The 25,675-nt window shown below is 74.5% G+C and carries 24 protein-coding genes and 1 pseudogene; 10 read left to right on the forward strand and 15 right to left on the reverse strand.

What is annotated here, in order from left to right; genetic code table 11:
* Positions 1–8: 8 nt before the first annotated feature.
* On the reverse strand, positions 9–1,901 hold the full coding sequence (locus tag J2S41_RS15510) for an alpha-glucuronidase (protein ID WP_310368366.1): 1,893 nt from the start codon (positions 1,899–1,901) through the stop codon (positions 9–11).
* Positions 1,902–1,942: 41 nt separating this feature from the next.
* Positions 1,943–3,220: pseudogene (locus J2S41_RS15515) on the reverse strand (ThuA domain-containing protein); the annotation flags it as partial.
* Positions 3,221–3,476: 256 nt separating this feature from the next.
* On the opposite strand from J2S41_RS15515, the gene J2S41_RS15520 reads away from it, so the two are divergent.
* The 3 genes from J2S41_RS15520 (at position 3,477) to dinB (ending at position 5,351) form a co-directional block, all read left to right on the forward strand.
* Positions 3,477–3,908, forward strand: a complete 432-nt coding sequence (locus J2S41_RS15520; protein WP_310368367.1) for a type II toxin-antitoxin system Phd/YefM family antitoxin — start codon at positions 3,477–3,479, stop codon at positions 3,906–3,908.
* A gap of 63 nt (positions 3,909–3,971) precedes the next feature.
* On the forward strand, positions 3,972–4,121 hold the full coding sequence (locus J2S41_RS15525; protein WP_310368369.1) for a hypothetical protein: 150 nt from the start codon (positions 3,972–3,974) through the stop codon (positions 4,119–4,121).
* Positions 4,122–4,172: 51 nt separating this feature from the next.
* Positions 4,173–5,351 (forward strand): DNA polymerase IV, encoded by a 1,179-nt coding sequence (gene dinB / locus J2S41_RS15530; protein ID WP_310368372.1) that lies wholly within the window; start codon positions 4,173–4,175, stop codon positions 5,349–5,351.
* A gap of 45 nt (positions 5,352–5,396) precedes the next feature.
* On the opposite strand, the gene J2S41_RS15535 is transcribed toward dinB, so the two are convergent.
* From J2S41_RS15535 to J2S41_RS15545, 3 genes are all read right to left on the reverse strand, one after another.
* Positions 5,397–6,569, reverse strand: a complete 1,173-nt coding sequence (locus J2S41_RS15535) for an acyltransferase family protein (RefSeq protein WP_310368374.1) — start codon at positions 6,567–6,569, stop codon at positions 5,397–5,399.
* 85 nt (positions 6,570–6,654) lie between these two features.
* On the reverse strand, positions 6,655–8,391 hold the full coding sequence (locus J2S41_RS15540) for a sensor histidine kinase (protein ID WP_310368376.1): 1,737 nt from the start codon (positions 8,389–8,391) through the stop codon (positions 6,655–6,657).
* Complete coding sequence (locus J2S41_RS15545) at positions 8,388–9,080, reverse strand: response regulator (protein ID WP_310368379.1); 693 nt, start codon at positions 9,078–9,080, stop codon at positions 8,388–8,390. The genes J2S41_RS15540 and J2S41_RS15545 overlap by 4 nt, the downstream gene beginning before the upstream one ends.
* A 125-nt stretch (positions 9,081–9,205) precedes the next feature.
* On the opposite strand from J2S41_RS15545, the gene J2S41_RS15550 reads away from it, so the two are divergent.
* The gene (locus J2S41_RS15550; RefSeq protein WP_310368381.1) at positions 9,206–9,793 is read left to right on the forward strand and encodes a TetR/AcrR family transcriptional regulator; all 588 of its coding nucleotides are present in this window, start codon (positions 9,206–9,208) and stop codon (positions 9,791–9,793) included.
* A gap of 9 nt (positions 9,794–9,802) precedes the next feature.
* Here the strand turns inward: J2S41_RS15550 and J2S41_RS15555 are convergent, their stop codons facing one another.
* From J2S41_RS15555 to J2S41_RS15570, 4 genes are all read right to left on the reverse strand, one after another.
* On the reverse strand, positions 9,803–10,888 hold the full coding sequence (locus tag J2S41_RS15555; protein ID WP_310368383.1) for a HEAT repeat domain-containing protein: 1,086 nt from the start codon (positions 10,886–10,888) through the stop codon (positions 9,803–9,805).
* 52 nt (positions 10,889–10,940) lie between these two features.
* Positions 10,941–11,117 (reverse strand): hypothetical protein, encoded by a 177-nt coding sequence (locus J2S41_RS15560; protein ID WP_310368385.1) that lies wholly within the window; start codon positions 11,115–11,117, stop codon positions 10,941–10,943.
* Between the two features lie 249 nt (positions 11,118–11,366).
* Complete coding sequence (locus J2S41_RS15565) at positions 11,367–12,248, reverse strand: NAD(+)/NADH kinase (protein ID WP_310368386.1); 882 nt, start codon at positions 12,246–12,248, stop codon at positions 11,367–11,369.
* 206 nt (positions 12,249–12,454) lie between these two features.
* Positions 12,455–13,477: an SPFH domain-containing protein gene (locus tag J2S41_RS15570; RefSeq protein WP_310368387.1), complete on the reverse strand. Its 1,023-nt coding sequence runs from the start codon at positions 13,475–13,477 to the stop codon at positions 12,455–12,457.
* Between the two features lie 69 nt (positions 13,478–13,546).
* Here J2S41_RS15570 and J2S41_RS15575 point away from each other — a divergent pair, with 69 nt between their 5' ends.
* On the forward strand, positions 13,547–14,215 hold the full coding sequence (locus J2S41_RS15575; protein WP_374728255.1) for an NUDIX hydrolase: 669 nt from the start codon (positions 13,547–13,549) through the stop codon (positions 14,213–14,215).
* A gap of 51 nt (positions 14,216–14,266) precedes the next feature.
* Positions 14,267–15,280, forward strand: a complete 1,014-nt coding sequence (locus J2S41_RS15580) for a serine hydrolase domain-containing protein (protein ID WP_310368391.1) — start codon at positions 14,267–14,269, stop codon at positions 15,278–15,280.
* Here J2S41_RS15580 and J2S41_RS15585 read toward each other — a convergent pair.
* Together J2S41_RS15585 and J2S41_RS15590 are read right to left on the reverse strand one after the other, a co-directional pair.
* A complete protein-coding gene (locus tag J2S41_RS15585; RefSeq protein WP_310368393.1) occupies positions 15,277–16,791 on the reverse strand; it encodes a diguanylate cyclase domain-containing protein in 1,515 nt (504 codons plus the stop codon). The two genes, J2S41_RS15580 and J2S41_RS15585, sit on opposite strands and share 4 nt — an antisense overlap.
* A gap of 57 nt (positions 16,792–16,848) precedes the next feature.
* Positions 16,849–17,763 carry an NmrA/HSCARG family protein gene (locus tag J2S41_RS15590; RefSeq protein ID WP_310368394.1) on the reverse strand — a complete coding sequence of 305 codons (915 nt, stop codon included), beginning with the start codon at positions 17,761–17,763 and terminating at the stop codon, positions 16,849–16,851.
* Between the two features lie 98 nt (positions 17,764–17,861).
* Here J2S41_RS15590 and J2S41_RS15595 point away from each other — a divergent pair, with 98 nt between their 5' ends.
* Positions 17,862–18,428 carry a TetR/AcrR family transcriptional regulator gene (locus J2S41_RS15595; protein ID WP_310368396.1) on the forward strand — a complete coding sequence of 189 codons (567 nt, stop codon included), beginning with the start codon at positions 17,862–17,864 and terminating at the stop codon, positions 18,426–18,428.
* 40 nt (positions 18,429–18,468) lie between these two features.
* Entirely contained in the window at positions 18,469–19,200 is a 732-nt protein-coding gene (locus J2S41_RS15600) for a class I SAM-dependent methyltransferase (RefSeq protein WP_310368397.1), read from the forward strand.
* Between the two features lie 4 nt (positions 19,201–19,204).
* Here J2S41_RS15600 and J2S41_RS15605 read toward each other — a convergent pair whose 3' ends face one another.
* Positions 19,205–20,242: a hypothetical protein gene (locus tag J2S41_RS15605; RefSeq protein WP_310368398.1), complete on the reverse strand. Its 1,038-nt coding sequence runs from the start codon at positions 20,240–20,242 to the stop codon at positions 19,205–19,207.
* 302 nt (positions 20,243–20,544) lie between these two features.
* Here J2S41_RS15605 and J2S41_RS15610 point away from each other — a divergent pair, with 302 nt between their 5' ends.
* Together J2S41_RS15610 and J2S41_RS15615 are read left to right on the forward strand one after the other, a co-directional pair.
* Entirely contained in the window at positions 20,545–22,557 is a 2,013-nt protein-coding gene (locus J2S41_RS15610; RefSeq protein WP_310368399.1) for a serine/threonine-protein kinase, read from the forward strand.
* A gap of 86 nt (positions 22,558–22,643) precedes the next feature.
* Complete coding sequence (locus J2S41_RS15615; RefSeq protein WP_310368400.1) at positions 22,644–23,645, forward strand: hypothetical protein; 1,002 nt, start codon at positions 22,644–22,646, stop codon at positions 23,643–23,645.
* A 79-nt stretch (positions 23,646–23,724) separates the two neighbouring features.
* Here the strand turns inward: J2S41_RS15615 and J2S41_RS15620 are convergent, their stop codons facing one another.
* Genes J2S41_RS15620 through J2S41_RS15630 form a run of 3 tightly spaced genes read right to left on the reverse strand, consistent with a single transcriptional unit; the run spans position 23,725 to position 25,670 of the window.
* Positions 23,725–24,528, reverse strand: coding sequence for a DUF6585 family protein (locus J2S41_RS15620; protein ID WP_310368402.1), 804 nt, complete (start codon positions 24,526–24,528; stop codon positions 23,725–23,727).
* A 36-nt stretch (positions 24,529–24,564) separates the two neighbouring features.
* Complete coding sequence (locus tag J2S41_RS15625) at positions 24,565–25,311, reverse strand: FAD-dependent oxidoreductase (RefSeq protein WP_310368404.1); 747 nt, start codon at positions 25,309–25,311, stop codon at positions 24,565–24,567.
* Complete coding sequence (locus J2S41_RS15630; protein ID WP_310368406.1) at positions 25,248–25,670, reverse strand: FAD-dependent monooxygenase; 423 nt, start codon at positions 25,668–25,670, stop codon at positions 25,248–25,250. Before J2S41_RS15630 ends, J2S41_RS15625 begins: the two co-directional genes overlap by 64 nt.
* Positions 25,671–25,675: the final 5 nt, after the last annotated feature.

Consider the following 25,675-nt stretch of genomic DNA (forward strand, 5'->3'; position numbering starts at 1 on the left):
GACGGATTCTAATAGATCTTCCGGCCGCGGATGTCCCCGATCCCGGACTTGCGGAAGAAATACGTATTGATCTGGTCGCGCCACTCGATCGCGGACCGCAGCTGCTCGTCCAGCAGCGTGGACACCCGCGCGTGCACGTCCGGCGCGATCTTGATGCGCTGCCACCGCTCGCGCATCGCCTCCACCTCGGACACGCCCGCGAAGTGCGTGTCGTAGATGTGCTGGATCACCGTCTCGCCGCTGCGCAGCACGTGTGTGTAGGGCACGTGGTGCATGAACAGCAGCAGCTCGTCGGGGCAGTCGGCCAGGGACTCGAAGATCTCGTTCCACGGGTACGGGTAGAGGCCGGTGTATCCGGTGCCGGTCGCCACCGTGCGGTCCACCCCGACGCCGTCCCGGTCCGCGAAGTGGTAGGTGCCCCACGGCGTGTACTCGTACCCGTCCACGTCCGGGCCGTAGTGATGGCCGGGCCGGACCATGAACCCGACGCCGAGCGGCGCGGTGTACCGCTCGTACGTCCGCCACGACTCGTCCATGATCGCGTGCAGCGCCTCGCGGGCCGCGTCGTCCGGGTCGAAGGTCAAGGTGATCCACTCGTCCAGGATCGTCTCCGGCGCCAGCGACGGGTCCCAGGCCAGGCGCCCGAACGCGTACAGGTTCGCCTGGGCGAGCGGGTGGCCGGTCCAGAACGGGTCGTCCCCGGTGTTGGCCACGCCGGCCAGCTCGCGCGCGGCCGGCGCGCCGCTGATCACCGCGGACCACATCGGCGCCAGGTAGCAGACGTGTCGCTGCTGCCCCGTGTACTCCTGGGTGATCTGCAGCTCCATCGCCAGCCGGGTGCGCGGCATCGCGGCCAGCACCGGCGAGATCGGCTCGCGCGGCTGGAAGTCCATCGGGCCGTGCTTGACCTGGAGGACGACGTTGCCGGCGAACGCGCCGTCGAGCGGCGCGAAGTGGTCGTACGCGGCGCGGGCCCGGTCGGTGGTGCGGTCACGCCAGTCCTGCCGGTGGTTGTAGACGAACGCGCGCCAGTGCACCACGCCACCGTGCGGGGCGAGCGCCTCGGCCAGCATGTTCGCCCCGTCGGCGTGCGTGCGGCCGTAGGCGAACGGGCCCGGCCGGCCCTCCGAGTCGGCCTTGACCAGCACGCCGCCGAAGTCGGGGATGCGCTCGTAGACCGCGGCGAGCGTGACCGACCACCAGGCGCGCACGGCCGGGTCGAGCGGGTCGGCGGTGTCCAGCCCGCCGAGCACGATCGGGGCGGCGAACGTGACGGCCAGGTGGACACGCACCGCGTACGGCCGGAAGACGTCGGCCAGCGTGACCAGGTCGGGCAGCCGGTCGGTGAGCAGCCGCGCCTCGGTGGCGTGCACGTTGACGTTGTTGAGCGCGACCGCGTTGATGCCGATGCTGGCCAGCAGCCGGGCGTAGTCGCGCACGCGCGGCAGGTCGGCGGTGCGCAGCGCGCCCGCCCGCCAGAACAGCGACCCGCCCGCATAACCCCGCTCCACCTGGCCCATGACCGGGTGGACGTCCAGGTTGTCCCAGTGGTCGAGCATGCGGCGGGCGAACGCGGGCGCGCTGTCGATGCGCGGGCCGGGGACGAAGGCGGACTCCCCCATCCGTACCGTGGCGAACAGGCCGTGCAACAGCCCGGCGTGCGTCGCCGACGAGACCGTGGTGACGTGCCGCTCGCGCGTGATGGCGTAGCCGTCGGCGCCGCCGATCCGCAGGATCAGGTCGGCCTCGCCGGTGGTGACCAGCTCACCGCCGTGCAGCGCGCAGGCGGCCCGGACCTCGTCGCGGACCGTGCCGGTCACGTCGACCCGGACCCGGCGCGTGCCGATCGGCCGCCACGCCTCGGTCGGGAGCCACGCCGGGTGGACGGAGGTGGTCGTCACCCGGCGAGTCTAACGTCCGTCGATGGCTATCGGCCGCATCCGCCAGGAAGCTCCTTTATCCGGATGTTCCGGAAGGAGACGGTGTCGGCGTCGCCGTGGTTCTGGATGCCGATGTGCCCGGCCAGCGACCGTACGGCGTCGGTGTCGGTGAAGTCGGTGATCCGCACGCCGTTCAGGAAGACCTGCAGGCGGTCCCCCTCGACCAGCAGCTCGAACGTGTTCCACTCCCCCGGCGGGTTGAGCGCGGCGTCGCGGGCCGCCTGGTCCGCGGCCTGGAACGTGTAGACCGCGCCGGTGGTGCGGTCGGGCGCGTCGGTGGCGTCGATCTGGATCTCGTAACCGTTGTCCACCGCCGACCACGGATCGTCCGACGGCGGGAAGCCGATGAACACGCCGCTGTTGTCGTCGCCGGTCATCCGCCAGTCCAGCTTCAGCGAGTAGCTGGTGAACCGCTCGGCCTCGTACCAGAACAGCCCCATCCCGCCGGTCGAGGTCAGCGTGGCGTCCGCGTTCGTGAAGGCGCCCGGCCCGGCCTGCGCCCAGCCGGCGGTGTCGCCGTCGTAGAGGGCGGTGTAGCCGGTCTCCGGGCGGCAGTCGGCCCGCGCCTGCCCGGCCGCGTACCGGATGCCGCCGAGCAGGTGCCGCCGGAAGTCCGGGTCCGCGAACGACTCCGCCGTGTGACCGCCACCGGTGTAGAAGGACCGGCCGCCGTCCAGCGTCTTGCACCACGCGATCGGATGGTCCGCGCCCATCCCGCCACCGGTGTACGTGGACTCGTCCAGCGTGGCCAGCACGTGCGCGGTGGCCCGCGGGTTGGTGCGGTAGTCGTACCACTCGTCGGTGCGGGTCCAGTCCCGCGGCAGGTGCGCGGTGGCCGGGTGCGCCCGGTCCTCGACGCGCACCGTGGCCGGCTGGATCGCCGGGTGCCGGGCGAAGTACGCGCCGACCAGCTCGCCGTAGAACGGCCAGTCGTACTCGGTGTCCGCGGCCGCGTGCACGCCCACGAAGCCGCGACCAGCCCGGACGTACGACTCGAACGCGGCCTGCTGCTCCGCGTCCAGCACGTCACCGGTGGTGCTGAGGAACACCACCGCCTCGTAGCCGTCCAGCCCCGCCGCGGTGAACACACCCGCGTCCTCGGTCGCGGTCACCGTGAACCCGGCCTCCGCGCCCAGGTCGCGGACCGCCTGCACGCCGGCCGGGATGGAATCGTGCCGGAACCCGGCCGTCTTCGAGAAAACCAGCACGTCGAACGGATCGTCCGCGAGCGGCACCGGACCCGCCATCAGCACCATGGCCGCGAGCATTCGACCGATCATGACAACACCCACTTCCCGTCGGTACGCCGTCCCCGCCACTGATCAGGGTGCCATATCCATCGATTCTTCTCATGGTGGCGCTGATTCGGTGGAGCCGCGCGGCGCCGCTGGCGATGATCGGCGGCGTGCGGACGTACCCGGGGACGACCCGGCTGGAGCCGCGCGTTCCCCGGCGAGCGGCCGCAGACCATTCCGGGCGCGGAACACGGGAACGGCGCGCGGAAAAATGTCGTACCCGGGTGGCATTCTGCGCGGCATGGCACATCTGACACCGATCCCTGCCGAGCAGCCCCGCCCGCGGCAGGTCATTTCGCAGCGGGACGCGCGCACGCGCCTGTCGCACCTGCTCGCGCGCACCGGTCCCGCCGACATCGTCACCGTCATCGCCGACGGCGACCGCCCGCTGGCCGCGCTGGTGCCGGTCCCGGCCGCGCAGAGCGCCGCGGAGGCGGCCGCCGCCGCCCGCCGCGCCGGCCAGGTCGCCGCCGGCTGGTCCGCCCGCCTGGAGACGCTGCGCGCCCAGCTGCTGGCCCGCCACGCCGCGGAGACGGAGAGCCTGGTCAGGGCGCTCTCCGAGGCCTGGGCCGAGCTGGACCGCCGCTGCCCGCCCGGCCGCGACGCCACCGTCGACCACCTCCGCGCCGCCCACCTCCCCCTCCTGGCCGACGACCGGCGCCGCGCCGCCTGAGCCGGCGGACCCGCCTCACGGCCGTCGGGGGTGGACGGTGCGGCTAGGCGGTCGGTCCGGGACGTGCCGGGCGACCTCACCGACGATCAGCGGCGCTTCCCGAGGGAGGCCGGCCTGGTCCACCTCTTCGCGGAGGCGGCGTTCGCGGGCGAGCTCGCGGTCCGGACGGCGATCGGGCTGCCCGCGACCCAGGGGGCGTCGTTCGCGGGCTGACCCGCCGCGGCGGCGCCGCCGCTAATCGAACACGTGTTCTATGCTGGCGCGGTGACCATCCTGCATGCCGACCTGGACTCGTTCTACGCGTCCGTGGAGCAGCGTGACGATGTGCGGCTGCGGGGGCGGCCGGTGCTGGTCGGCGGCGGGGTGGTGCTGGCGGCCAGCTACGAGGCGAAGGCGCGCGGCGTCCGTACGCCGATGGGGTTGTCGCAGGCCAGGGCGCTGTGTCCGGACGCGGTCGTGGTGCCGCCCCGGATGGGGGCGTACGTGGAGGCCAGCCGGCGGGTGTTCGAGATCTTCCGGGACACGACCCCGCTGGTCGAGGGGATCTCGATCGACGAGGCGTTCCTGGACGTGAGCGGGCTGCGGAGGATTCGCGGCGGGCCGGAGGAGATCGCGGCGACGCTGCGGGCGGACGTGCGGCAGCGGGTCGGACTCCCGATCACGGTGGGGGTGGCGCGGACGAAGTTCCTGGCCAAGGTGGCCAGCGGCGTGGGCAAGCCGGACGGGCTGCTGGTCGTACCGCCGGACGGTGAACTGGATTTCCTGCATCCGCTGCCGGTGGAGCGGCTGTGGGGCGTCGGGCCGGTGACCGCGGCGAGGCTGCGGGACCGGCAGATCCACACGGTCGGGCACGTGGCCCGGATCGGGGAGGCGGCGCTGGTCGCGATGCTGGGCGCCGCCGCCGGCCGCCACCTGCACGCGCTCGCCCACAACCACGACCCCCGGCGGGTTCGGGTGGGAGCGCGGCGCGGATCGATCGGCTCGCAGTGCGCGCTGGGGCGCGGGCCGCACGCGTTCGCCGAGGTGGACGCGGTGCTGGCGGCACTGGTCGACCGCGTGGCGCGGCGCATGCGGGCGGCGGGCCGGCCGGGGCGCACGGTGATGCTGCGGCTGCGGTTCGCCGACTACACGCGGGCGACGCGCTCGCGCAGCCTCCTCAAGGCCACGACGAGCACGCGGGCGATCCTGGCGACCGCGCGGGCGCTGCTGACCGCGGCCCGGCCGCTGATCACCGAGCGTGGCATCACGCTGGTCGGCGTGGCCGTCGGGAACCTGGACGGCGGCGGCGCGGTCCAGCCCGAACTGCCGTTCGACGACCCGCACGACGAGGGCCTGGACTCCGCGCTGGACGCGATCCGCGACCGGTTCGGCGCGTCGTCGGTCACCCGTGCGGACCGGCTCGGCCGCGACCTGCACCAGGCCGCCCCGCTCCTGCCGGACTAAGGCGTGTCGACGTGGGGGCCGGAGCGGGGCGAGGCCCGGCGGTCGTCACCCGCGGGCCCGTCCGACACCCCCGCCGTCCTCTGCCGGCACGCCGATCCGCAGGCCCAGCGCGCCGCCCGGCGAGCCGGGTCCATCGACCATCGACACGGCGGCCGGGAACCGCACCCGCCCGGTGGCGATCAGGCGGCGCAGCGCCGGGCCGAGCGGGCGTTCCACCAGGCGGTGGACCAGCCAGGCGACGACGAGCAGCACCAGGATCGCGCCGGCGACGAGCAGCGGCACCGGGAGACCGGTGCGGTCGTAGGCGTACCGGATCATCGTGTAGCCGATGCGCGGATGCAGCAGATACAACGGGTACGACACGGCCCCGGCCACGGCCAGCCAGCGCCAGCTCCAGCGGTCGGTGTGCCCGAGCGCGATCGCCAGCAGCACCGCGAACCCGAGCGTGATGATCAGCAGCCCCGGCCCGACCGGCACCGGGAAGCCGGGGTTCGCGAACAGCACGCGCTCCCGCACGCGGACCAGGCTGAGCAGCCACGACGCGACGAGCAGCAACCCCACCGGCAGGGTCATCCCGTGCCGGCGGATCAGATAGAGCGTCATACCGGCCACGAAGTACGGCGCGAACTGCGGCATGACCAGCTCCGCGAGCGGCACCTCGGCCGGTACGACGACGGCCGCGGCCAGCCAGCCGGCGCCCAGCGCGAGCACCCGGCCACGGGTGAGTCCCAGCGCGATCACGACCGTGAACAGCAGGTAGAAGCGCAACTCGTACCAGAGCGTCCAGTAGACGGTGTCGACGTAGGGCACGTTCAGCGGCGCGGCGAGCATGGTGAGGTTGACGGCCACGTCACCGCCGGTCAGGCCGTGCGGCAGCGGGATGCCCTCGGTCAGCGGGAACCAGGTCATCACGGCCGTGGTGATCAGCACGCACGCCCAGAACGCCGGGTAGAGCCGGCCGGCCCGGGAGGCGAGGAAGGCGCGCGGGGTCCGGTCCCAGCCGCTCATGCAGATGACGAAGCCGCTGATCATGAAGAACACCTCCACGCCGAGGAAGCCGTAGATCAGCACCGAGTTCACCGCCTGCGGCAGATGCGTGCTGGTCGGCCGTACGCCGTCCACCGACCAGGCCATGCCGAGGTGGTGGGCGGCCACCACCAGCGCGCACAGCAGCCGCAGCCCGTCCAGGGCCAGCAGGCGATCCTTCGTCGCAGCCATGATCGGCCGCCTCCTGTCTTTCTGCGCAGGGTTCATCGCCGCGGGTGGCGCGGCCACCGGCGGTGCGAAAGGCGAGAACGGTAGGTCAGGCCCGGGCGGGCAGTCGGATGGTGAAGGTGCTGCCGTGGCCGGCGCGGCTGGTCGCGGTGACGGTGCCGCCGTGCGCGGCGGCGAGGTCGCGGACGATGGCCAGGCCGAGGCCGCTGCCGCCGGTGTGCCGGCTGCGGGACCGGTCCGCGCGCCAGAAGCGGGTGAAGACGTGCGGCAGATCGTCCTCGCCGATCCCGTCGCCGGCGTCGACGACCTCGATCACCAGATCGTCGCCGTCGAGACGGGAGCGGACGGTCACGGTGCCGCCCGGCGGGGAGTGCCGGACCGCGTTGGAGAGCAGGTTGCCGACGGCCTGGCGCATCCGGAGCGGGTCGAGCGTCACCTCGGGATCGCCGGCCGGTTCGGTCACGATCGTGACGTCCCCGGAGCGGCTGCGGTGCACGGCGGCGACCTGGTCCAGCAACTCGTTGACGTAGACCGGCTCCGGGTGCAGGCGCAGCCGCCCGGCGTCGGCCGCGGCGAGGTCGCGCAGGTCGTCGATGATGTGCTGAAGCACGTCGGCCTCGTCGGCGAGCAGATCCAGCAGCTCGGGGTCGGGGTCCGCCACACCGTCCCGGGCGGCCTGCAGCCAGGCACGGATGTTGGTCAGCGGCGTGCCGAGCTCGTGCGCGATGTCGTCGACCATCGCCTGCCGCTGCCGTTCCCCGGCCTCGCGGCGCTCGGTCAGGTCGTTGAACGCGGCGGTGAGCCGGCCAATCTCGTCCCGGCCCCGGATCGGGACGCGGGCGACGCCCTGCTCGGCGGCGTGGGTGAGCGCGCGCAGCGGCCGGGACATCCGCAGGCCGACCACCAGCGTGACCGCGACGGCGACCGCGAGCACCAGCGCCGAGACGCCCGCGATCCGCAGCGTGCTGGCCCGGGAGAGGTCGAAGACCGGGCCGGCCACCGATGGCGCGTCGTGGATGTAGAGGTACGCGGGCGAGACCACGTACGGCCGGAGCTGCTCCCGGAGGGATTCATCGATGCATTTCTGCGTCTCCGTCCCCGCGCGGGTGCTTCCGGTCCAGGTGAAGCCGAGCAGCACGGTGACCGTGCCGCCTCCCAGGCAGTCGTTGGTGAGGACGGTCAGCTCGTTCAGCGCCCGCCGTTCGGTGTCGGTGGGGACGTCGGCGCCGGACTTCCGCAGGCAATCGGCTAGCTGCGCGTCCGGTGTGACGCGGTCCTCGTGGACCAGCGTCGGCCGGCCGCCGGTCTCATCGGCGATCCATGTGTCGAGGCCCTTGTCGGTCATGCACGACTCCGCCGCCAGCACGCGCTCGGACACGGTCGCCAATTCGGCATCGGTGAGCCGGTACGGGCCGACCGCGCGCCGGTCGATACCGCGCCCGGTGGGGTCGCCGGAGAGGTAGCCCTCGAGGTAGAGCGGGTCGACCACCGCCGCCGGCCGGGCCGGCAGGCCCGGCGACGTCTCCGAGCTGGCCAGGAACCCGCCGTCCAGACCGGTCAGCGTGATCTGCCGGCCGGTCCCCGTGGCGAGTTCGGCGAGCAGCGGCTGCACCTCGGACCAGTCGGTGTGCGTCGCGGCGTAGCCGACCACCTCGTCGTAGATCATCTGGTCGTAGGAGAACTCGTGGCCCTGCGCCTGCACGATCGCGCGCGTGGTGCTCTGCGCCGCGAGCCACGCGGTGGCCGTCACGGCGCACAGCATGACCCCCAGCGAGAGGGCCAGCAGCCGCGCGACCAGGCTGCGGTGCAGCGGGACGCGCGTCACCGTGACCCGTCCGTGAGCTTGTAGCCGATGCCGTAGACGGTCAGCAGGTAGGCCGGGCGGCGCGGATTGGGCTCGATCTTGCGGCGCAACCTCATGACGTGCATGTCGACGGTACGGTCGGTGGCCGCGGCCTCGAAGCCACGGGCCCGCTCCAGCAGCTGCGCGCGGGTGAACACCCGGTCCGGCGCGGCGGCCATCGCGGCCAGGATCTCGAACTCACCGGGCGTACAGTCCACCCGGCGCCCGCCGCTGGTCACGTGCCGGCCCCGGACGTCGACCACGATCTCGCCGACCCGCAGCTCGGCGTCCGGCTCGGCCGGCGCCCACTGGCTGCGGCGCAGCATCGTGCGGACCCGCGCCATCAACTCCCGCGGGTTGTAGGGCTTGATCAGGTAGTCGTCCGCCCCCGCGTCCAGTCCGCGCAGCAGGTTGTCCTCGTCGCGCCGGGCGGTCAGCATCAGCACCGGCACGTTGCTCTCCCGGCGCAGCACCCGGCAGACCTCGACGCCGTTCAACTGCGGCATCATCACGTCCAGGATGACCAAGTCCGGCCGGGCCTGCCGGACCTGGTCGATCGCATCCCGGCCGCCGTGCACGACCGAGGCGCGGTACCCGCCCGCCTCCAGGTACCGCCGGACCACCTCGGCCTGCCGGGCGTCATCCTCAGCGACCAGCACATGAGCACGCACAGCAGCGACTATAGGCAGCCGGGACCCGGCAGCGGCCGATCATGACAATGCCGATACAACCGAACGATCCGAGGCCGGCGAGGCTCGGCCGGACACGCCCCGGCGGCGTACGGCAGGATGATCGGATGCCGCGGATCCGGGGAGCCAGCATCGAGGAGCACCACGAGATGGTGTGGGCCGACCTGGCCGAGGCGCTGCGGCGGCTGCTGGGCGAGCGCGACTACGACTCGATCAACATGGGGCACATCGCGGCGCGGGCGGGACTGGCCCGCAACACGCTGTACAACTACGCCGCGGACAAGGGCGCGCTGGTGCTGGCGCTGACGGAGCGGCTGAGCCGGCCCGCGGTCGGGCACGTGGCGGCGATCGCGGCGCGCCGCGCGGATCCGGCGGCCGAGCGGCTGCGGGAGATCGTCGAGGTGGTCCTGACCGCGTTCACCGACCGGGTCCTGCAACTGATGTTCCGCACCGGCGCGGGGCCGGCGAAGGGCCCGGACGGCCCGTTCCACGCGATCGTGGCCGCGGTGGAGGACGTGGTGCGGGACGGCATCGCGGGTGGCGAGTTCCGCGACGTCGGCGACGTGCCGCTGACGGTGGAGCTGCTGTCCGGCGTGATGCGGGCGGGCGCGGAGCGCATCGGCCGGGATCCGGCCACGGTCACTGACACGGTCCGCGCGGTACGGGAGACCGTCCTGGCGTCCCTGGCGGCCTGACCGCGCGCGTCACCGGGCGGCGATGGTGGCGATGGCCAGCGCCTCGCGGGCGTGGGTGCCGGTGAGTCCCGCCGACTCGGTGCTCAGCGTCTGGAGGTAGGTGAGCCCGGCCGGGCCGCACCGGCGCAGCGCGTGGGCGCTCTCGTGCGCGACCCGGTACTCCGCGTCCGCCACGTGCGCGGCCAGCCGGGTGGCGGCGGCCGGTGATCCGATGGTGCCGAGCGCCTGCGCCGCGGCGGCGCGGATCGGCGGCGCGGCGTCCGAGTCGAGGACCTCCAGCAGCGGCGCGACCCCGTCCCGGGCGCCGAGCCGGCCCAGGGTCCGGGCGGCCACCACGCGCGCCTCCGACGACTCGTCCGCGCGCAGCACGCCGGCGATCAGCGTGATGAGCGACCGGGACGGCGCCTTCAGCAGCGCGAGCGCCTCCAGCGCGGTCAGCCGGACCAGCAGCGCCGGGTGGTCGAGCGCGGCGCGCAGCGCACCCTCGGCGCCGCTGCCGCACTGGGCCAGCGCCAGCCCGACCATCTGCGCGGACGCCGGCTGCGCGCGGGCCAGGCTGGCCAGCAGCCGCCACGCGGCACGCGGGTCGCCGATGCGCCCGAGCGCGCGCACCGAGACCAGCCGCACGTCCGCGTTCTCGTCGTCGAGCAGGTCACACAGCCGCGGAACCGCCTCGGTCGCCTGGAGGTTGCCGAGCAGTTCCGCGGCGCGCGCCCGGCGCACCGGTGCGCGCCTGGTGAGCTCGCGCAGCGCGCGGTCGGCCGCGCCCCGGCGCCGGAACACCTCGACCAGGCCGGCGTGCGCCTCGCCGCGCACCTTGGCCAGCATCGCCACGGCGGCCGGCTCGGCGGCCGTCCAGGCGTCCTGCGGCAGCCCGGCCAGCGCGTCGATCTGGTCGGCCGGGCCGCCGTCCGCGACGAAGGAGAGCAGTTCACGCCGGGGTACGGCGGCGAGCCGGGCCCGGCGCCGGGCACGGTGCAGCCGGGCCGCGCGGACCAGGATCACCACCGCGACCAGCACGAGCAGCAGCAGCCACATGCCGACGATGACGCGGGTAATCGTCTCGATCATGGTGTCGCTGCGGCCGTCCGTCATGTGCACCGTTTCTCACGCCGTGCGGTATGCCCCTTTCGTACCGTATCAGTGATCAGTGCGCGCCCTGCGCACGATCCGGCTCGTCCTTGCGATGGTCGCCGAAGCGCGGGTCGACGTCCTCCCCCACCGCGTCGGGGTCGGGCAGCTCGGCCATCGGATCGCTGTCGGCCGACCCGGGACCGTCCTGCGTCGTGTACTCGGAGTACTGCTCGGGGTTGATATCGCTCATGCCGTAATCCCTCTACGCTGCGGTGACGCCGTGGTCGACGCTGAGCCACCGATTCGCTCGTGCCGGGCATGTACCCCGATTCGCCCGAAAGATCCCTGCGAGCACCGGCCGGGGGAAGTCCACTGAGGATGTTGCCACGACCGACCGGTTCGACCCCGGGGTCCACGCATCCGGCGCGCCGGTACGACTACTGACCGGGCGGCACCACGACGTCGCCGACCGCGGTGGCGCGCAAGCCCTGGTCCGCGATCACCACAGCCGGAGGCGGCGGTCCGCGACGCTCACCCGGATCCGCTGGCCCCAGGTCAGCTGGAGCGCGTCGGCCTCGAGGCCGTCGGCGAACGCGACCAGTCGCTCCGACTCCGCGGCCACCTCCAGTTCCTGGCCGGCCCGCAGCAGGCCGGCGACCTGGCTGACGCCGGTGGCCGGCGACGGCCAGGCCTCGCGGACGTACCAGCAGAGATCCGGGTCGGCCGGGGCCGGCATCGGCGGGGCGGCGGCGCGCTCCCGGGCGATCGACGCGCACCAGCCCGTCGCGCCGGTGCCGGTGCCGACGATCAGCCCGGACGAGGACTGGCGTTCCCGCCGGCCGTCCGGCGCGGTGAGCAGGTACCGGGCGGACTGGTGGCCGGCGTGCCCGACGTAGACCTCGTTGAGGCCGTGCAGCTCCTGGCCGTCGTCCAGGCGGGCGACGACCATGGTCCGCTCCTCGCCGCCGTCCCGCCGGCGGAGCAGCCCGGCCACCTCGGCCGGGGCGTGGCGGACCAGCACGCCGGCGTTGCGCCCCGGCTCCGGATCCACGCCGATCACCGGCTGGCCGTCGAGGTACTTCGCCACGTTCGCCACCAGGCCGTCCTGGCCGACGGCGATGACCACGTCCTCCGGCGCGAACAGGAAACGCGGCAGGTCCGTGCGCTCCACGTGGCCACGGCGCCAGTCGGCCGGGATCGCGGCGCCGACCGCGGTGAGCGCCGCGGCCAGCGCGTCGTGCCGCGCGGCCACCTCGGCCAGGTCACGGCCGCGCTCGCGCAGGAAGAACGCGGCCGCGCCGCGGGTGCCGTGCCGGGCGAGCAGTTCATCGAGCTCGCTGCGCCGCGACACGATCACCACCCGCGGACTCAGGCTGCTCATGCCGGAATCCCCGCCGCGCCGCGGTGACGCCGAGCCACCGATTCGCTCGCAAGCTCGCTCATGCCGGGCCATCCTCCACGCCGCGGTGACGCCGTGGTCGGCGCCGAGCCACCGATTCGCTCGCAAGCTCGCTCATGCCGGAATCCCCGCTACGCCGCGGTGACGCCGTGGTCGGCGCTGAGCCACAAATTCGCTCGCAGGCTCGCTCATGCCAGCCGCCCCACCAGCTTGCTGAGCAGGTCGGGAGTGACGGTCAGCTCGTTGATCGAGGGGAGTTGGCCGGCGAGTTCCTTGAGCGCGAGCGCCTGGAGCACGGCCGGGGGCAGGTCGCGGTAGGCGGCCAGGCGCGCGGCCTCGGCCTCCGCCTCGGCCAGGCCGACCAGCCGGGTGCCGGCGGCGCGCGCCTCGTCCCGTACCCGCGCGGCATCGGCTTCCGCACCGGCGGCGCGCCGCAGGCGGTCCGCCTCGGCCGCGCTCGCCACGTCCTGCCGCTCCGCGTCCAGCTCGGCCTCGCGGCGGGTGTTGGCGCCGCGCTGCTCGACCAGTTGCTGCTCGCGGCGGGCCAGTTCGATGCGGCTCTGCAACTCGTTCTCCGCGATGGATCGCTCCTGCTCGACCGCGTGCGCGCGCCGCGCGTAGGTGGCCCGGTCCGCGTCCTGCTGCACCTGCTCGCGAGTCGGCGTCTGCAGCGCGCGCTCCAGCTCCGGCTCGGGCCGCAGCGCCACCACACGCGCGCTGACCACGGCCACGCCGGTCTCGGTCAGCCGCGGATCGGCCGCCAGCGCGCCCGCGACCGCGGCCCGGACCGGCGCGATGCCGGTGGTCAGCGCCTCCGCCAGCGGCAACCGGGCCAGCAGGTCCAGCGCGGGCTGCTGGGCCAGCTCGGCGAGCATGCCGGCCACCTGGTCGAGCGGCTGACCACGCCAGGTCCCCCGGTACGGATCGATCGAGAAGTCCAGGCGCGCTGCCGCCGCGGCCGGGTCGCTGACCCGGTAGGTGACCGTCGCCTGCACGGTGACGTCCGCGAAGTCCTCGGTCCGCGCGTGGAACAGCAGCGGCAGCTCGCGGTCGTCGACCGGCACCTCGGACAGCGCCGCGGTCAGCGGCCGGTACCAGAACGACAGCCCGGTGCCGGCGCGCCGGACCCGGCCGCCCACGGTGTGGCTGACCCAGCTGGTCGGCGCGGCGCGCAGGTGCCGCAGGTGGAAGCGTCGAGTCACATCGGCCATGGTGATCCCTCCCGGCGTTTTTCGTCATCATGACGATAAACCCGGGACGCTATTATCGTCAACGTGACGATTAACCTCACGGTGGACCTGGTGCTGCTCACCATCCGCGGCGGCGAGCTCCAGGTGCTGCTCATCCGGCGCGGCATCCCGCCGTACCAGGGGATGTGGGCGCTGCCCGGCGGTTTCGTGCTGGACGGCGAGGACCTGCCGGAGGCGGCGGCCCGGGAGCTGCGCGAGGAGACCGGGCTGGATCCGCAGGCCGGGCACCTGGAGCAGTTGGCCACCTACGGCACGCCGGGCCGGGATCCGCGCGGGCGCGTGGTGACGGTCGCCTACCTGGCGCTGCTGCCGGACCTGCCGGCCCCGGTCGCGGGCAGCGACGCGGCCGGCGCGGAGTGGCGGCGGTACGACGAGGTGGCCGACGGCGGGCTCGCGTTCGACCACGACCGCATCCTGCGCGACGGCATCGAGCGCGCCCGGTCGAAGCTGGAGTACACGCCGCTGGCCACCGCGTTCTGCCCGGCCGAGTTCACCATCGCGGACCTGCGCGCGGTCTACGAGACCGTGTGGCAGACCCGGATCGACGCCCGGAACTTCCACCGCAAGGTCACCGGCGCGGAGGGCTTCGTCGAGCCGACCGGCGGCACCGTGATCCGCGACCGTGGCCGCCCGGCCCAGCTGTTCCGCCGTGGCCCGGCCGCGCTGCTGCACCCGCCCCTGATGCGGCCCGCGGAATGATGTCCGTAAATCGATGGCCGACCGGTCCCGTCGTCCGGTAGACCATCAGCCATGCAGTGGCAGCGGCGACTGACCGCGATCCTGGACGACGAGGCGGGGGCCGGCCGGTTCAGCGGCACGATCCTGGTCACCCGGCGCGACGAGACGCTGTTCTCCGGTGCGTACGGGCTGGCCGACCGGGAGCGGGCGACGCCGGTCACCATGGAAACCCGGTTCGCGATCGGCTCGATCACCAAGCTGCTGACCGCCACCGCGATCGTGCGGCTGATCCAGGACGGCACGATCACCGCGGCCGACCCGGTCGGCCGCTGGCTGCCCGACTACCCGAACCCGGAGGTGGCCGCGAAGGTCACGGTGCACCACCTGCTCACCCACACCGGCGGCACCGGCGACATCATGGTGCCCGAGCACTGGGAGCGCCGGCACGAGATCCGCACGCCGGACGACCACGTCGGCCTCCTCGGACACCGTGCCCCGACCTTCGAGCCCGGGCGGTGGTACGACTACAGCAACTACGGCTACGTCCTGCTCGGCGCGATCATCGAGCGGGCGAGCGGGCGTGGGCATCCCGAGCAGGTGCGCGAGACCGTGCTGCGGCCGGCGGGCATGACGCGGTCCGGCAACGAGCCCGACGAGCCGCCGGCCGCGGACCTGGCCGTCGGCTACACCGGCGAGGAGCGCGTCCCGAACACCGACTACCGGTTCCTGCGCGGCAACCCGGCCGGCGGCGCCTCCGCCACCGCCGGTGACCTGGTCCGGTTCGCGCGCGCGGTGCTGCGTCACGAGCTGCTGGACGCCGCGCACACCGAGCTGCTGACCACCGCGAAGGTGAACATCGGCTTCACCGGGCGGCAGGCGTACGGGTTCGCCGAGCGGACGATCCACGGCGTCCGCACGATCGGCGGCGCCGGCGGCTTCCCGGGCGCGAACGCGGAGCTGGTCATCCACCCGCCGTCCGAGCACGTCATCGTGGTGCTGGCCAACCTCGACCCGCCCGCCGCGTCGGACGTCGCCCGCTTCATCGACTTCGCACTGCCCGCGGCCGACCTGCTGCCGGACGGCTAGCGCGCGGTCAGTGCGGGCACGCCGTGGCCGGGCGGCGCCTCGTCGTACCGGCGGATCGCGCCCCGGCCCGCGGCCTTCGCCTCGTACAGCGCCAGATCGGCCCGGTGCAGCAGCGCGTCCGGGTCGTAATCGCCGCCGGTGGTGGTGGCGATGCCGATGCTGGCCCGCACGTCGATGGCGCGGCCGGGCACGATCGACATCGGCTCGGACAGCCGGTCCGCGATCCGCGCCGCGACCGCGTCCGCGCCCGCCGGGTCGTCGAGCCGCGGCAGCAGCACCACGAACTCGTCGCCGCCGAAGCGGGCGACCATCTCGCCGGCGCGCAGCGAGTCGGTGAGCCGCCGGCCGACCTCCACCAGCAGCGCGTCGCCCGCGGCGTGCCCGAGCGTGTCGTTGACCGGTTTGAAGCCGTCCAGGTCGACCATCAGTACGCCGGTGCAGGTGTCCGGCCCCGCCGTGGCCGCGGACTCGTGGAAGCGCTGGTAGAGCGCGGCCCGGTTGGGCAGCCCGGTGAGCGTGTCGTGGTTCGCCTGGAAGTGCAGCATCGCCTGCTGCTCGTCGACCTTGCGCAGCAGACCGCGGACGAACACCAGGCCGAGGAACTGCCGGACGAACGCCAGCACCACCGTGATCAGCAGCATCCAGGTGAGCGTCGGGCTGAGCGTGCCGTTCCGCGCGTACAGCGTCACCACGCCGGCCAGCGCGAGGCCGGTGGGTACGTACGGCAGCAGCGCCCACGGCCCGGAGAACCACCGGCGCCCGGTGCCGTCCGCCTCGGGCAGCCGGGCGTGCGCGGCCAGCGCGGCCAGCACGCCGCCGACGATCGGGCCGGCGCCGGCCCCGTTCGCGTACCAGGGCAGCTGGTGGACCTGGTTGTAGACGGTGATCGTGTGAGCCACCACGATCACGGTCAGCGCGGCGAGGAACAGGCTCAGCGCGTGCAGGTACCGGTGCTGCTCGGTCCGCGACACGAGCACCAGCGCCGCGGCCAGGCCGACGATGTCCGGCAGCATCAGCGCCAGGAACGCCGCCCGGGACGATTCCGGCAGGGTCGCCATGACGGGGCCGAGCACGAGGTGCCACGAGACCATGAACAGCGCGCTGGACACCGCCGCCACGTCGATCAGCTGGATCAGCCGGGTGAACCGGTCCGGCGGGGACGGCGCATGCAGCCACAGCATCACCACGGCGGTCACCGCCGCGGGCACCGCGACCACGCCGGCCAGCTGCGCCAGGCCGGGGCTCGCCAGCACCCCGCTCAGCGCGGCCAGCAGGTAGGCGACCGCGAGCAGCGCGTCGGTGACCGCGGCGGCCCGCCAGCCCCCGCGGATGCGGCCCCGCTCGGCGCGCACGTGGCGGCGGCAGCCCACCACGCCGTACGCGACCGCCGCGGACGCCGGCCCGAACACCAGCAGCGCGCCCACCGCGATCGACAGCACCGGCAGCATCACCTGCACCACGGCGCCCACGGCCACGGCCGACCCCAGCAGCACGGTGACTCTTCGCCCCACGAACGACTCTTCGGCCGCGCCGGGCCGCGCTTGAGCGGTAGCGACGGCCCGGCCCGGTCATCGCGCGACCGGCGCCAGGTGCGCGTGTGCCCACTCCGCCAGGCTGGTCAGCGGCAGGCCGAGCGACCGCGCGAACTCCGGCCTGGCCGGCTGCCCGGCCCGGTTCAGCAGGTCGTTGGAGACCACCGCGTACGGCGGCATCCCGGCCGCGACCGCCTCGTCCTCGGTCATGTCCGGCGCGGCCAGCGGCGTGCCGAGCGCGCCGGACAGCACCGCGGCGACCTCCGCCATCGTCAGATAGTCGCTCGCCAGCTCCAGCTCCACGCCGTGGAAACGCTCCGGATCGGCGAACGCCGCCGCGGCGGCCCGGCCGACGTCCCGCACCGCCACCAGCGACAGGTGCGTGCCCGGCTTGAGCGTGGTCGCCAGCCCGCCCGCGACGCCGCGCGGGAACAGGTAGGCGGTGCGGGGCAGCAGGTTCTCCATGAAGAAGGCCGGCTTGATCAGCGTCCAGTGCCGGAAGCCCGCCTCGCGTACCCGCTGCTCCGCCCCGGCCTTGGCGCCCAGCACGCGGTCCATGTGCGCGCGGCGCTCGGCGGACCAGCCCGGCACCGCGGTGTGCCGGTCGGAGCCGGAGACGGACGTGTGCACGAACTGCGTGACGCCGGCCGTGCGCGCCGCCTCGATCAGGTTCACCGCCAGGGTCAGCTCGCCCTCGAAGTCGTAGCCGCCGTCGTCGAACGCGGGCATCTGCACGGAGAAGACCGCGTGGGCGCCGTCGGCGGCGCGGGCCAGCGACTCGCGGTCACGCAGGTCGCCGACGCGCAGCTCGGCGCCGCGGCGGGCCAGCTCGCGCGCGGCCGGCGACTCCGGGTCGCGGACCAGCGCGCGGACCGCGACACCGGCGGTGAGCAGCTCATCCGCGGTGGCGCCGCCCTGCTGACCGGTCGCACCGACTACCAGGACCGTCATGACGTACCCCTCTCGATCGAAACGGCGGACCACGCCGTTTCCTTGGAGGTACGATATGGCGGACCCCGCCGTTTATGCAAGGACCGAGGTGGACGCCCATGACCGGCCAGCGCGCGGACGCCCGCCGCAACTACGCGCTCCTGCTCGCCGTGGCCTCCGAGGCCGTCGCCGCGCACGGCGCGGACGCGTCGCTGGAGCAGATCGCGCGCACCGCCGGCGTCGGCTCCGGCACCGTGCGCCGCCACTTCCCCACCCGGCACGCGCTGCTGGCGGCCGTCTTCCGCGAGCGCGTCGAGTCGCTGTGCGCGGCGGCCCGGGACCTGTCCGGGCGGCTGCCCGCGCGGGAGGCGCTGCTGGAGTGGCTGCGCCTGGTGACCGCGTCCGCCGCCACCATCGGCGGGCTGGCGACCGCGCTCAACCGTGATCGGGTGGCCGCACCGGGAGAGCCGCACACCCACTGCGCCACCACCCAGCTCACCTCGGCGGGCGCACCGCTGGTGGCGCGGGCGACCGCCGCTGGCGCGCTGACCCCGGGCGTGACGATCTCCGACCTGCTGACGCTGGTCACCGGCATCTCGCTGGCCGCGGCGCCGCACCCGGACCCGGCGGCGGAGGCGGAACGGCTGCTCGCCCTCACCGTCGCCGGCATCAGCCCGGTGCCATGACGGCTGTCCACGCGTCGTACCGCGGTGGTGGGATCGGTACATGGCTCTGATCGCGTACGACAGCGCGGACGCGGCGGCGTTCGAGGCGAACCGGCATCTGCGGGACGACGACCTCGCCACCTGGCGGGCGGCGATCGGCCGATATCTGCGGCCGCAGCCGGGGATGCGCCTGCTCGACCTGGGATGCGGGACCGGGAGCTGGGCGCGGGCGTTCCGCGACTGGTGGCCCGGCGCCGACGTGGTGGCGGTGGAGCCGGCGGCGGCGATGCGCGAGCGCGCGGTGTTCCGGCCGGTCCTCGCCGGTAGCGCCGAGGACATTCCGCTGGCGTCCGGCAGCGTCGACGCGGTGTGGCTGTCCACGGTCGTCCACCACATCGCCGACCTTGGGGCGGCCGCCCGGGAGATCCGGCGGGTGCTGCGGCCGGGCGCGCCGGTGCTGATCCGGTCCGCGTTCGCCGGGCGGCACGGGGCGATCAGCCTGTTCCGCTGGTTTCCGGAGGCGGTCGCGGTGCTCGACCGGTACCCGAGCATCGCCGGCGTCGAGGCCGCGTTCGCCGGCGCCGGGTTCGCCACGGCCGGCTGCGAACCGGTCCCGCAGGTGTCGGCCCCGTCGCTGGCGGAGGCCGTCGCCGGGCTGCGCCGTGCCGCGCACACCCCGTTGCAGCTGATCAGCGACGACGCGTACGCGGCGGGGCTGGCCCGGATGCGCGCTGCCGCGCTCACCGAGCGTGGGCCGGTGGTGGACGCGCTCGATCTGCTGGTGCTGCGCTGAGCCGTCAGCCGATCGCGGCGAGCACGGGTCTGCGGCCGGCCGGTACGCGGGTGAACGGGACCGGCCAGGACGCCCGGCTGCCACACCGGTCGGCGGGGGCGCAGACCGCGTGGTACATGGCGTCGGCGGAGCCCAGCGGCAGGGACGCGAGCACGGCCGCGACGTGCAGCGTGCCGCCGGTCTCGGCCGTGGCGATGCTCAGGTAGCCCCACTGACCGCCGGGGATCGTGCCGGCGACCGTGGGCAGGGAGATCATCTGCTCCCAGCCGCCGTCGGCGCGGCGCGCGGTGTAGCGGAGGCCCTGCGTGCCCGAACGCGCGAGCAGGTGGAATCGGCCGGCCGCCACCGAACCGCTGAGCTGCTGGAACTGATGGTCTTTGGGGTTGCCGGTACGCCGCTGCACGTCCTCGAACCGCGTCCACCGCGCGGCCTCGAGGCGGCGGGCGTGGAAGAGGCCGTTGTCGATCGTGGAGACCGCGAGGTGCAGGTCGGGGCCGTCACCGGCGATGGTCACGTCCGTGACGTAGCCGGGGTCGCCGGCGGTGGTCCGCTTGACGTCGGTGAAGGCGGACCAGGTCCCGTTCGCGTGGCGGACCGCGTGGTACAGGCCGGTGCTGCCGAGCACGGCGAGGTGGAGCTCGCCGTTCGCGTGCGCCACGGCGACACGATGCAGGGTTCCGGCGTCGTTGCCGCGCGGCACCGCGTCCTTGACGTCGGTCAGCGGCGCGGACCACGTGCCGTTCGCCCGCCGGATGCCGTGGAACGCGCGCCCGGCGTGATTGATCGTCACCACCTGCAGTTCCCCGCCGATCGTGACGGTGGCCATGTCCCGGTGCGCGCGGTTGGCGCCCCAGGGGGCGGGAGCCGCGAATGGCGTCCAGCGGCGGTCGCGTCCGCGCATGCCGTGCAGCACCGTGCCGTCCCCGTCCGCGATGACCGCCTGTAGGTCTCCGGGCGCCGCCCGCGCCGCGTTCGGCATCAGCAGGACGGCCGACAGCACGGACAGCGCGAGCGACATCCCGGCCGCGACCCAGCGTTTCATCGTCGCACTCCACCTACTCATGTAACGACATTTCGGACATGTCACTTTAGCGAATGGGCCGGGGCCGGGCGCGCGGGCACCCGGCCGCCCTGCGGGGCTCGTCGCGCCATGGCATCGAGGTCGTAGCGCCGGCGTGAATCCCGCTCGATGGAAGTTGCAACGGCTCAGCCCACCGTTCGTACCGGATGGTGGGCTGGATGGCCATGGATGTACGTCGTCCGGATGATCGGAGCCCTGCCACCTGCGCGTGGCTTCCGGATGGTCGAGTTGTCGGCGGGTGTCGATGCCGGAAGACTGGCGCGGTGCGGGAGTACCAGGTCCTCGGTGGACGATATCGGCTGGACGGTGAGGTGGGCCGCGGCGGCATGGCGGTCGTCTGGCGCGCCTACGACGAGGTCCTCGGCCGCGCCGTGGCCGTGAAGGTGCTGGACGGGGAGTACGCGGCCGATCCCGGCGCCCGGGGGCGCATCCGCGAGGAGGCGCGGGCGGCGGCGCGACTGTCCCATCCGAACATCGCGCAGGTGTACGACTTCGGCGAGGTGCCGGACGGCGACGACGTCCTGCCGTACGTGGTGATGGAGCTGGTCAGCGGCGTGACGCTGGCCCGCCGGCTGCGCACCGAGCCGTTGCCGCTGGACGCGGCGCTGCGCTGCTGCGCGGAGATCGCGGCGGCGCTGACGGCGGCGCACGAGGAAGGGCTCGTCCACCGCGACATCAAGCCCGCGAACGTGATGCTCACCCGGCAGGGCGCGAAGGTGGTCGACTTCGGCATCGCGGCGATCGCGACGCCCGGCAGCGGCGGCGGGCCGGTGGAGGTGCCGGTCGGCACGCCCGGGTACATCGCGCCGGAGCGGCTGACCGGCGACGGCGTCTATCCGGCCACGGACGTGTACGCGCTCGGCGTGCTGCTCTACCTGCTGATCTCGGGGCGTGCGCCGTGGACGGCGGAGAGCATCACCGAGATGCTGGACGCGCACGTCTACACGGAGCCGGATCCGCTGCCGCCGCTGCCGCACGTGCCGCCGGCCGTCGTCGACCTGTGCCGGCGGTGCCTGCGCAAGGACCCGGTGGGGCGGCCGACCGCGCGGGAGGCGGCCATCGTGCTGGCGCGGGCCGCGGGCATCCGGGTCGTGACGGAGGAGCCCGCCCCGCCGGACGAGACGACCGCACCACCGGCGGTGGAAGCCCGGGTGGCCGAGGCCGCCTCGGCAGACGCGGCGGACGAATGGCCGGCTGACCCCGCGGAGGGCGACGCAGCGCACGCCGCGGGCGGCGGCGCGGCACATGCCGCGGACAGCGGAGCCGCACATGCCGCCGATGGCTGGGCAGCCCACGCCGGAGGCGGCCGGGCAGCCGACGCCGCGGGCGGCCGGGCGGCCGACGCCGCGGGCGGCCGGGCGGCCGACGCCGCGGGCGGCCGGGCGGCCGACGCCGCCGACGGCAACCCCGCGCACGCCGCGAGCGGCGGCGCGGCAGCCGGCGCCGATGGCTGGGCGGCACACGCCGCGGATGGCTGGGCGGCACACGCCACGCACGGCTGGGCAGCCGACGCCGCGAGGGACGGCGCGGCTCACGCCCCGGACGGCCGAGCGACCGACGCCGCCGACGGCAGCGCGGCACACGCCGCAGACGGCGGCGCCGCCCACACCCCGCACGACGAATCCGCACAGATCCCGCACGGCAGGCGCCCCCGGGCCACACGCCGCCGCAGGGTCGCGATCGTGGCCGGAGCGGTCGCGCTCCTCGCCGCCACCGGACTGGCCGCCGCCCTCCTCACCACCGGCGACACCCCCGGCGCCACCCCCACGCTCCCCTCCGGCTCCGCCGCCGCGCCGCCGACCGCGGCCCCCCAGCCCGGCGCCACCACCGATCCGCTCACCGGCGGCGCCCAGACCGGCCCGGTCCCCGGTGCCGTCCCCGATCCCGCGAAGTCCGCACCGGGCGGCACCGCCGCGCAGTCCTCCGCCGGCGCGACCCGCACCGACCCGAACCGGCCCCAGGGAGGGCCCGCCGCCACCACCGCACCGCCCGCCGGCCCGGGCCCGGAACCGGAGCCCGAGCCGGAACCCGAGCCGGAGCCGGAACCCCAACAGCGCACGCTCACCTCCCACGCGGGCACCGTCGAGGCCACCTGCACCACCGCCGGCCAGGCCCGGTTGCTGTCCTACGCCGCGACCAAGCCCTACAAGGAACAGTCGGTGAGCCCCGGCCCGGCCGATGCCGCGGAGATCGTGTTCCGGCACGGGAACCGCTACGTCACGATGACCGTGACCTGCTCCGGCGGGGTCCCGTCCGCGGTGACGGAGGACGGCTAGCGCTGAGCCCTATACCCCGCGATAGAGGCGGATTTCCGCTTCCGGGCCGACGGACGGGCGCCGCGCCACCCATACCGTGATCTTCGATGTCGGAGAACACGGAACCGGGAGTGGACATGACCGAGGAGATGACGGTCGGCAAGCGCCTCACCGACTCGCTGCACCGGGTGCGCGGGGTGGCGAACGGACCGATCGGCACCGCTCTGCTGCTGTGGTCGATCGCGGGCGACAAGGAGGTCGCGCCGCTGCTGGACGCGTTCGACATCTCGGCGCGGGTGATCCTGGCGGTGGCGCGCACGCCGGGTCGCGTGTCGGCGGAGCCGGAGACGGGGCCGATGTGGGACCCGGACGCGGAGCCGCGCCGAGGACCGTTCGACGACTGCCCGAAGGTCCGCGACACCGTCACCGACCAGGTCATACCGCTCTCCGCCGCGGCGGCCGAGGCGCTGCGCGACAGCCCGGACGACTCGCGCGTGGCGCTGCTGGCCGCGCTGCTGGCGAATCCGGTGTCGGACGCGTCCGCGGTGATCCGCGACTGCGGCGTGGCACCGGGCGAGATCCGGGAGGCGGCCCGGACCGGGCGGGTGCCACGGCTGCCGGACCGGGTGGCGCCCGAGCTGCGACCGGCCCGGGACGCGCTGATCGGCCGGGTACGCTACCGGGGCCGTGGCTGGCGCGACCGGCTGCTGTTCTCCGTGCTCGCCCGCGAGGTCAACCACGCGGATCACCCGGTCATGTGGATCCGGCTGGAGGCCGACGAGCGGGCGCGCGCGGAGCGCCGGGAGACCCGGACCGACGACCTGCTGCTCGCCCTGCTGGTCACGCACGAGGTCGCGCTCGCATACCCGCATCTGACCACGGGCACGCGCTCGCGCTTCGCCGGCGGCGACGCGTTGATCGCCCAGGGCATAGACCACCAGCGGGTACGCGGTGTGCGGCTCGACGACCGGCCGGACGAGGTGCCGGCGGGCACGGTGCTGCGCCCGGGCCCGGACTGGCCGGAGGACACCGGCGTGCTGCTGGACCGGCTGGCCGCGCACCCGGGCAACCGCTCCGCCCGAATCCTCGCCGCGCTCGGCCACGCCTGACCCGCGCCCCGTGGCTCACCGGTCGAGCACCGGCCGCCCGCCCGCGGCCCACGGTCAGGGAAAGGCCCGGCGGCGCGTCTCAGGCGGTGCACCTCCGCCGGGAACGGGGCCCAGCCGGGTCGCGGCGCGATCGGCAGCCATCCCTCGCCGACGTGTTCTCGTGGATCAGCGAGGCCAGTGCGCGGGAGTCGGGCACGTCGCCGATCGGCAGCGATCTCCAGGGTCTGCGATGGCCGGCGCGGCGAATCTCGACGAATCGGCGACCGACGTCGACGCGATCGAGGTCGCGCCAGGGCAGGAACTCGTCGCCGATCGTGAGACCGCCGGGTCCGGCGGTGATCGCGCCGAAGTGGACGGGGGTGCCGTGGAGCAGGGAGTCGCGGGCGCGGATCAGCGCGGCGTCCGCGATGCGGCCGGCCACGCCGTCCAGGGGTGCGAGGATGTCGACCTCGCCGGTGCCGTCGCGCAGGCGGAGCACGGTGGCGTACGACCAGCTTCCGGTGCCCTGGGCGCCGTGGTGGTAGGTGGCGCGCTCCACGTACTCCAGGTCGTCCCAGGCGTAGGCGGTGATCGTGCCACGGTGGGCGCGCACCAGGCCGTGGGTGAACTCGTAGAGGTGCGGGCGGTTCCGGCGACGGCCGCGCGACACCTCCTCGACGGTCACGCCGACCAGGATGCCCGCGCCGACGAACGCGGCCCACCAGTGCACGATGGCCGAGACCTCGCTGGTCCGCGCGATCATGACGACCATGGTGCCGTAGAACGCGAGGCCGGCCAGCGTCATCGCGATCGGGACGACCGGGCCGGGCGGCTCGTGCACGGTGACGAGCGCGCCGAACCGGCGCTCGGTGGCCACCGCCTCGGGCGTCAGGTCCCCCGCCATCAGTCGAGCGTATCGACGCCGGGCAACACGCCACGGTCAGCCGGTGGGGCCGGTGGCGAAGAAGCGGGTGAGGTCGTCGGCCGCGGTCGGCGAGAGCATCATGGCCTGGACGCGCGCGGACATCTCGGCGATCGGGCGGGTGCGGGCGAACATCGCCGCCTCGTAGGACCGGATCGCCGCGTCCGGGTCGGCGGGGTCGGCGGCGAGCGCGGCGGCCAGGTCGGCGGCGTCCAGCATGGCCTGGTTGGCGCCCTCGCCGACCGGCGGCATCAGGTGCGCGGCGTCGCCGATGAGCGTGCGGCCGGGGCGGTGGGTCCAGCGCGTACCGATGGGCAGGGCCTCGATCCGGCGCGGCACCGGGGCGTCGTCGGCGGCGTCGATCAGGGCGGTGAGGCGCGCGTCCCACCCGTCGAACAGAGCCAGCAACTCCCGCTTGCCGTGCAGCCGGTGCTCGGCGCGCGAGGAGATCCCGACGCGGAGGTCCCCGTCGCCGAGGCGTTGCGCGGCGAGGATCCGGTTCGCCCCGACGCACCAGAGGTTCCCGGGGCCGACCAGGTCGGCGAGGTCCGGGTGGCGGCGGTCCACATCGCGGACGGTCAGCTCCACCAGCGTGGCCACGTAGGACGGCCGCGCGTCGGTCAGCAGCGGGCGGACGGCCGAGCGCGCGCCGTCCGCGCCGACGAGCAGGTCGCAGTCGGCGCGGCGGCCGTCGTCGAAGGTCAGCGCGAAGCCGCGGCCGTCGCGCGGGGTGACCGTCGCGAGTCGGTGGCCCCACGCCACCACGTCGCCGGGGAGCGAGTCGAGCAGCAGGTCGCGCAGCAGCGCAGCACCCGCCGGTCGATCTCGGGACGGCCGGAGAACGAGTCGGGCTCCGGGACGTGGTGCACGAGCGTGCGGCCGTGCGGGTCGAGGATGCGGTGCTCCTCCCCCTCGGGCCGCGCCGCGGACCGGAACCGGGCGGTCAGGCCCGCGGCGGCCAGCGCGCGCTGCCCGGACTCCGGGTGCAGGTCGAGCATGCCGCCCTGGGACCGCGCGGACCGGCTCGGCTCGCGTTCGTACACGGTCGCCGCGATGCCGTGCCGGTGCAGGATCAGGGCCAGCGTCAGGCCGCCGAGGCCGCCGCCGGCGATCGCGATCCGCATGATCA

Source organism: Catenuloplanes atrovinosus, from assembly GCF_031458235.1.
In the GTDB taxonomy this organism is placed as follows: Bacteria; Actinomycetota; Actinomycetes; order Mycobacteriales; family Micromonosporaceae; genus Catenuloplanes; species Catenuloplanes atrovinosus.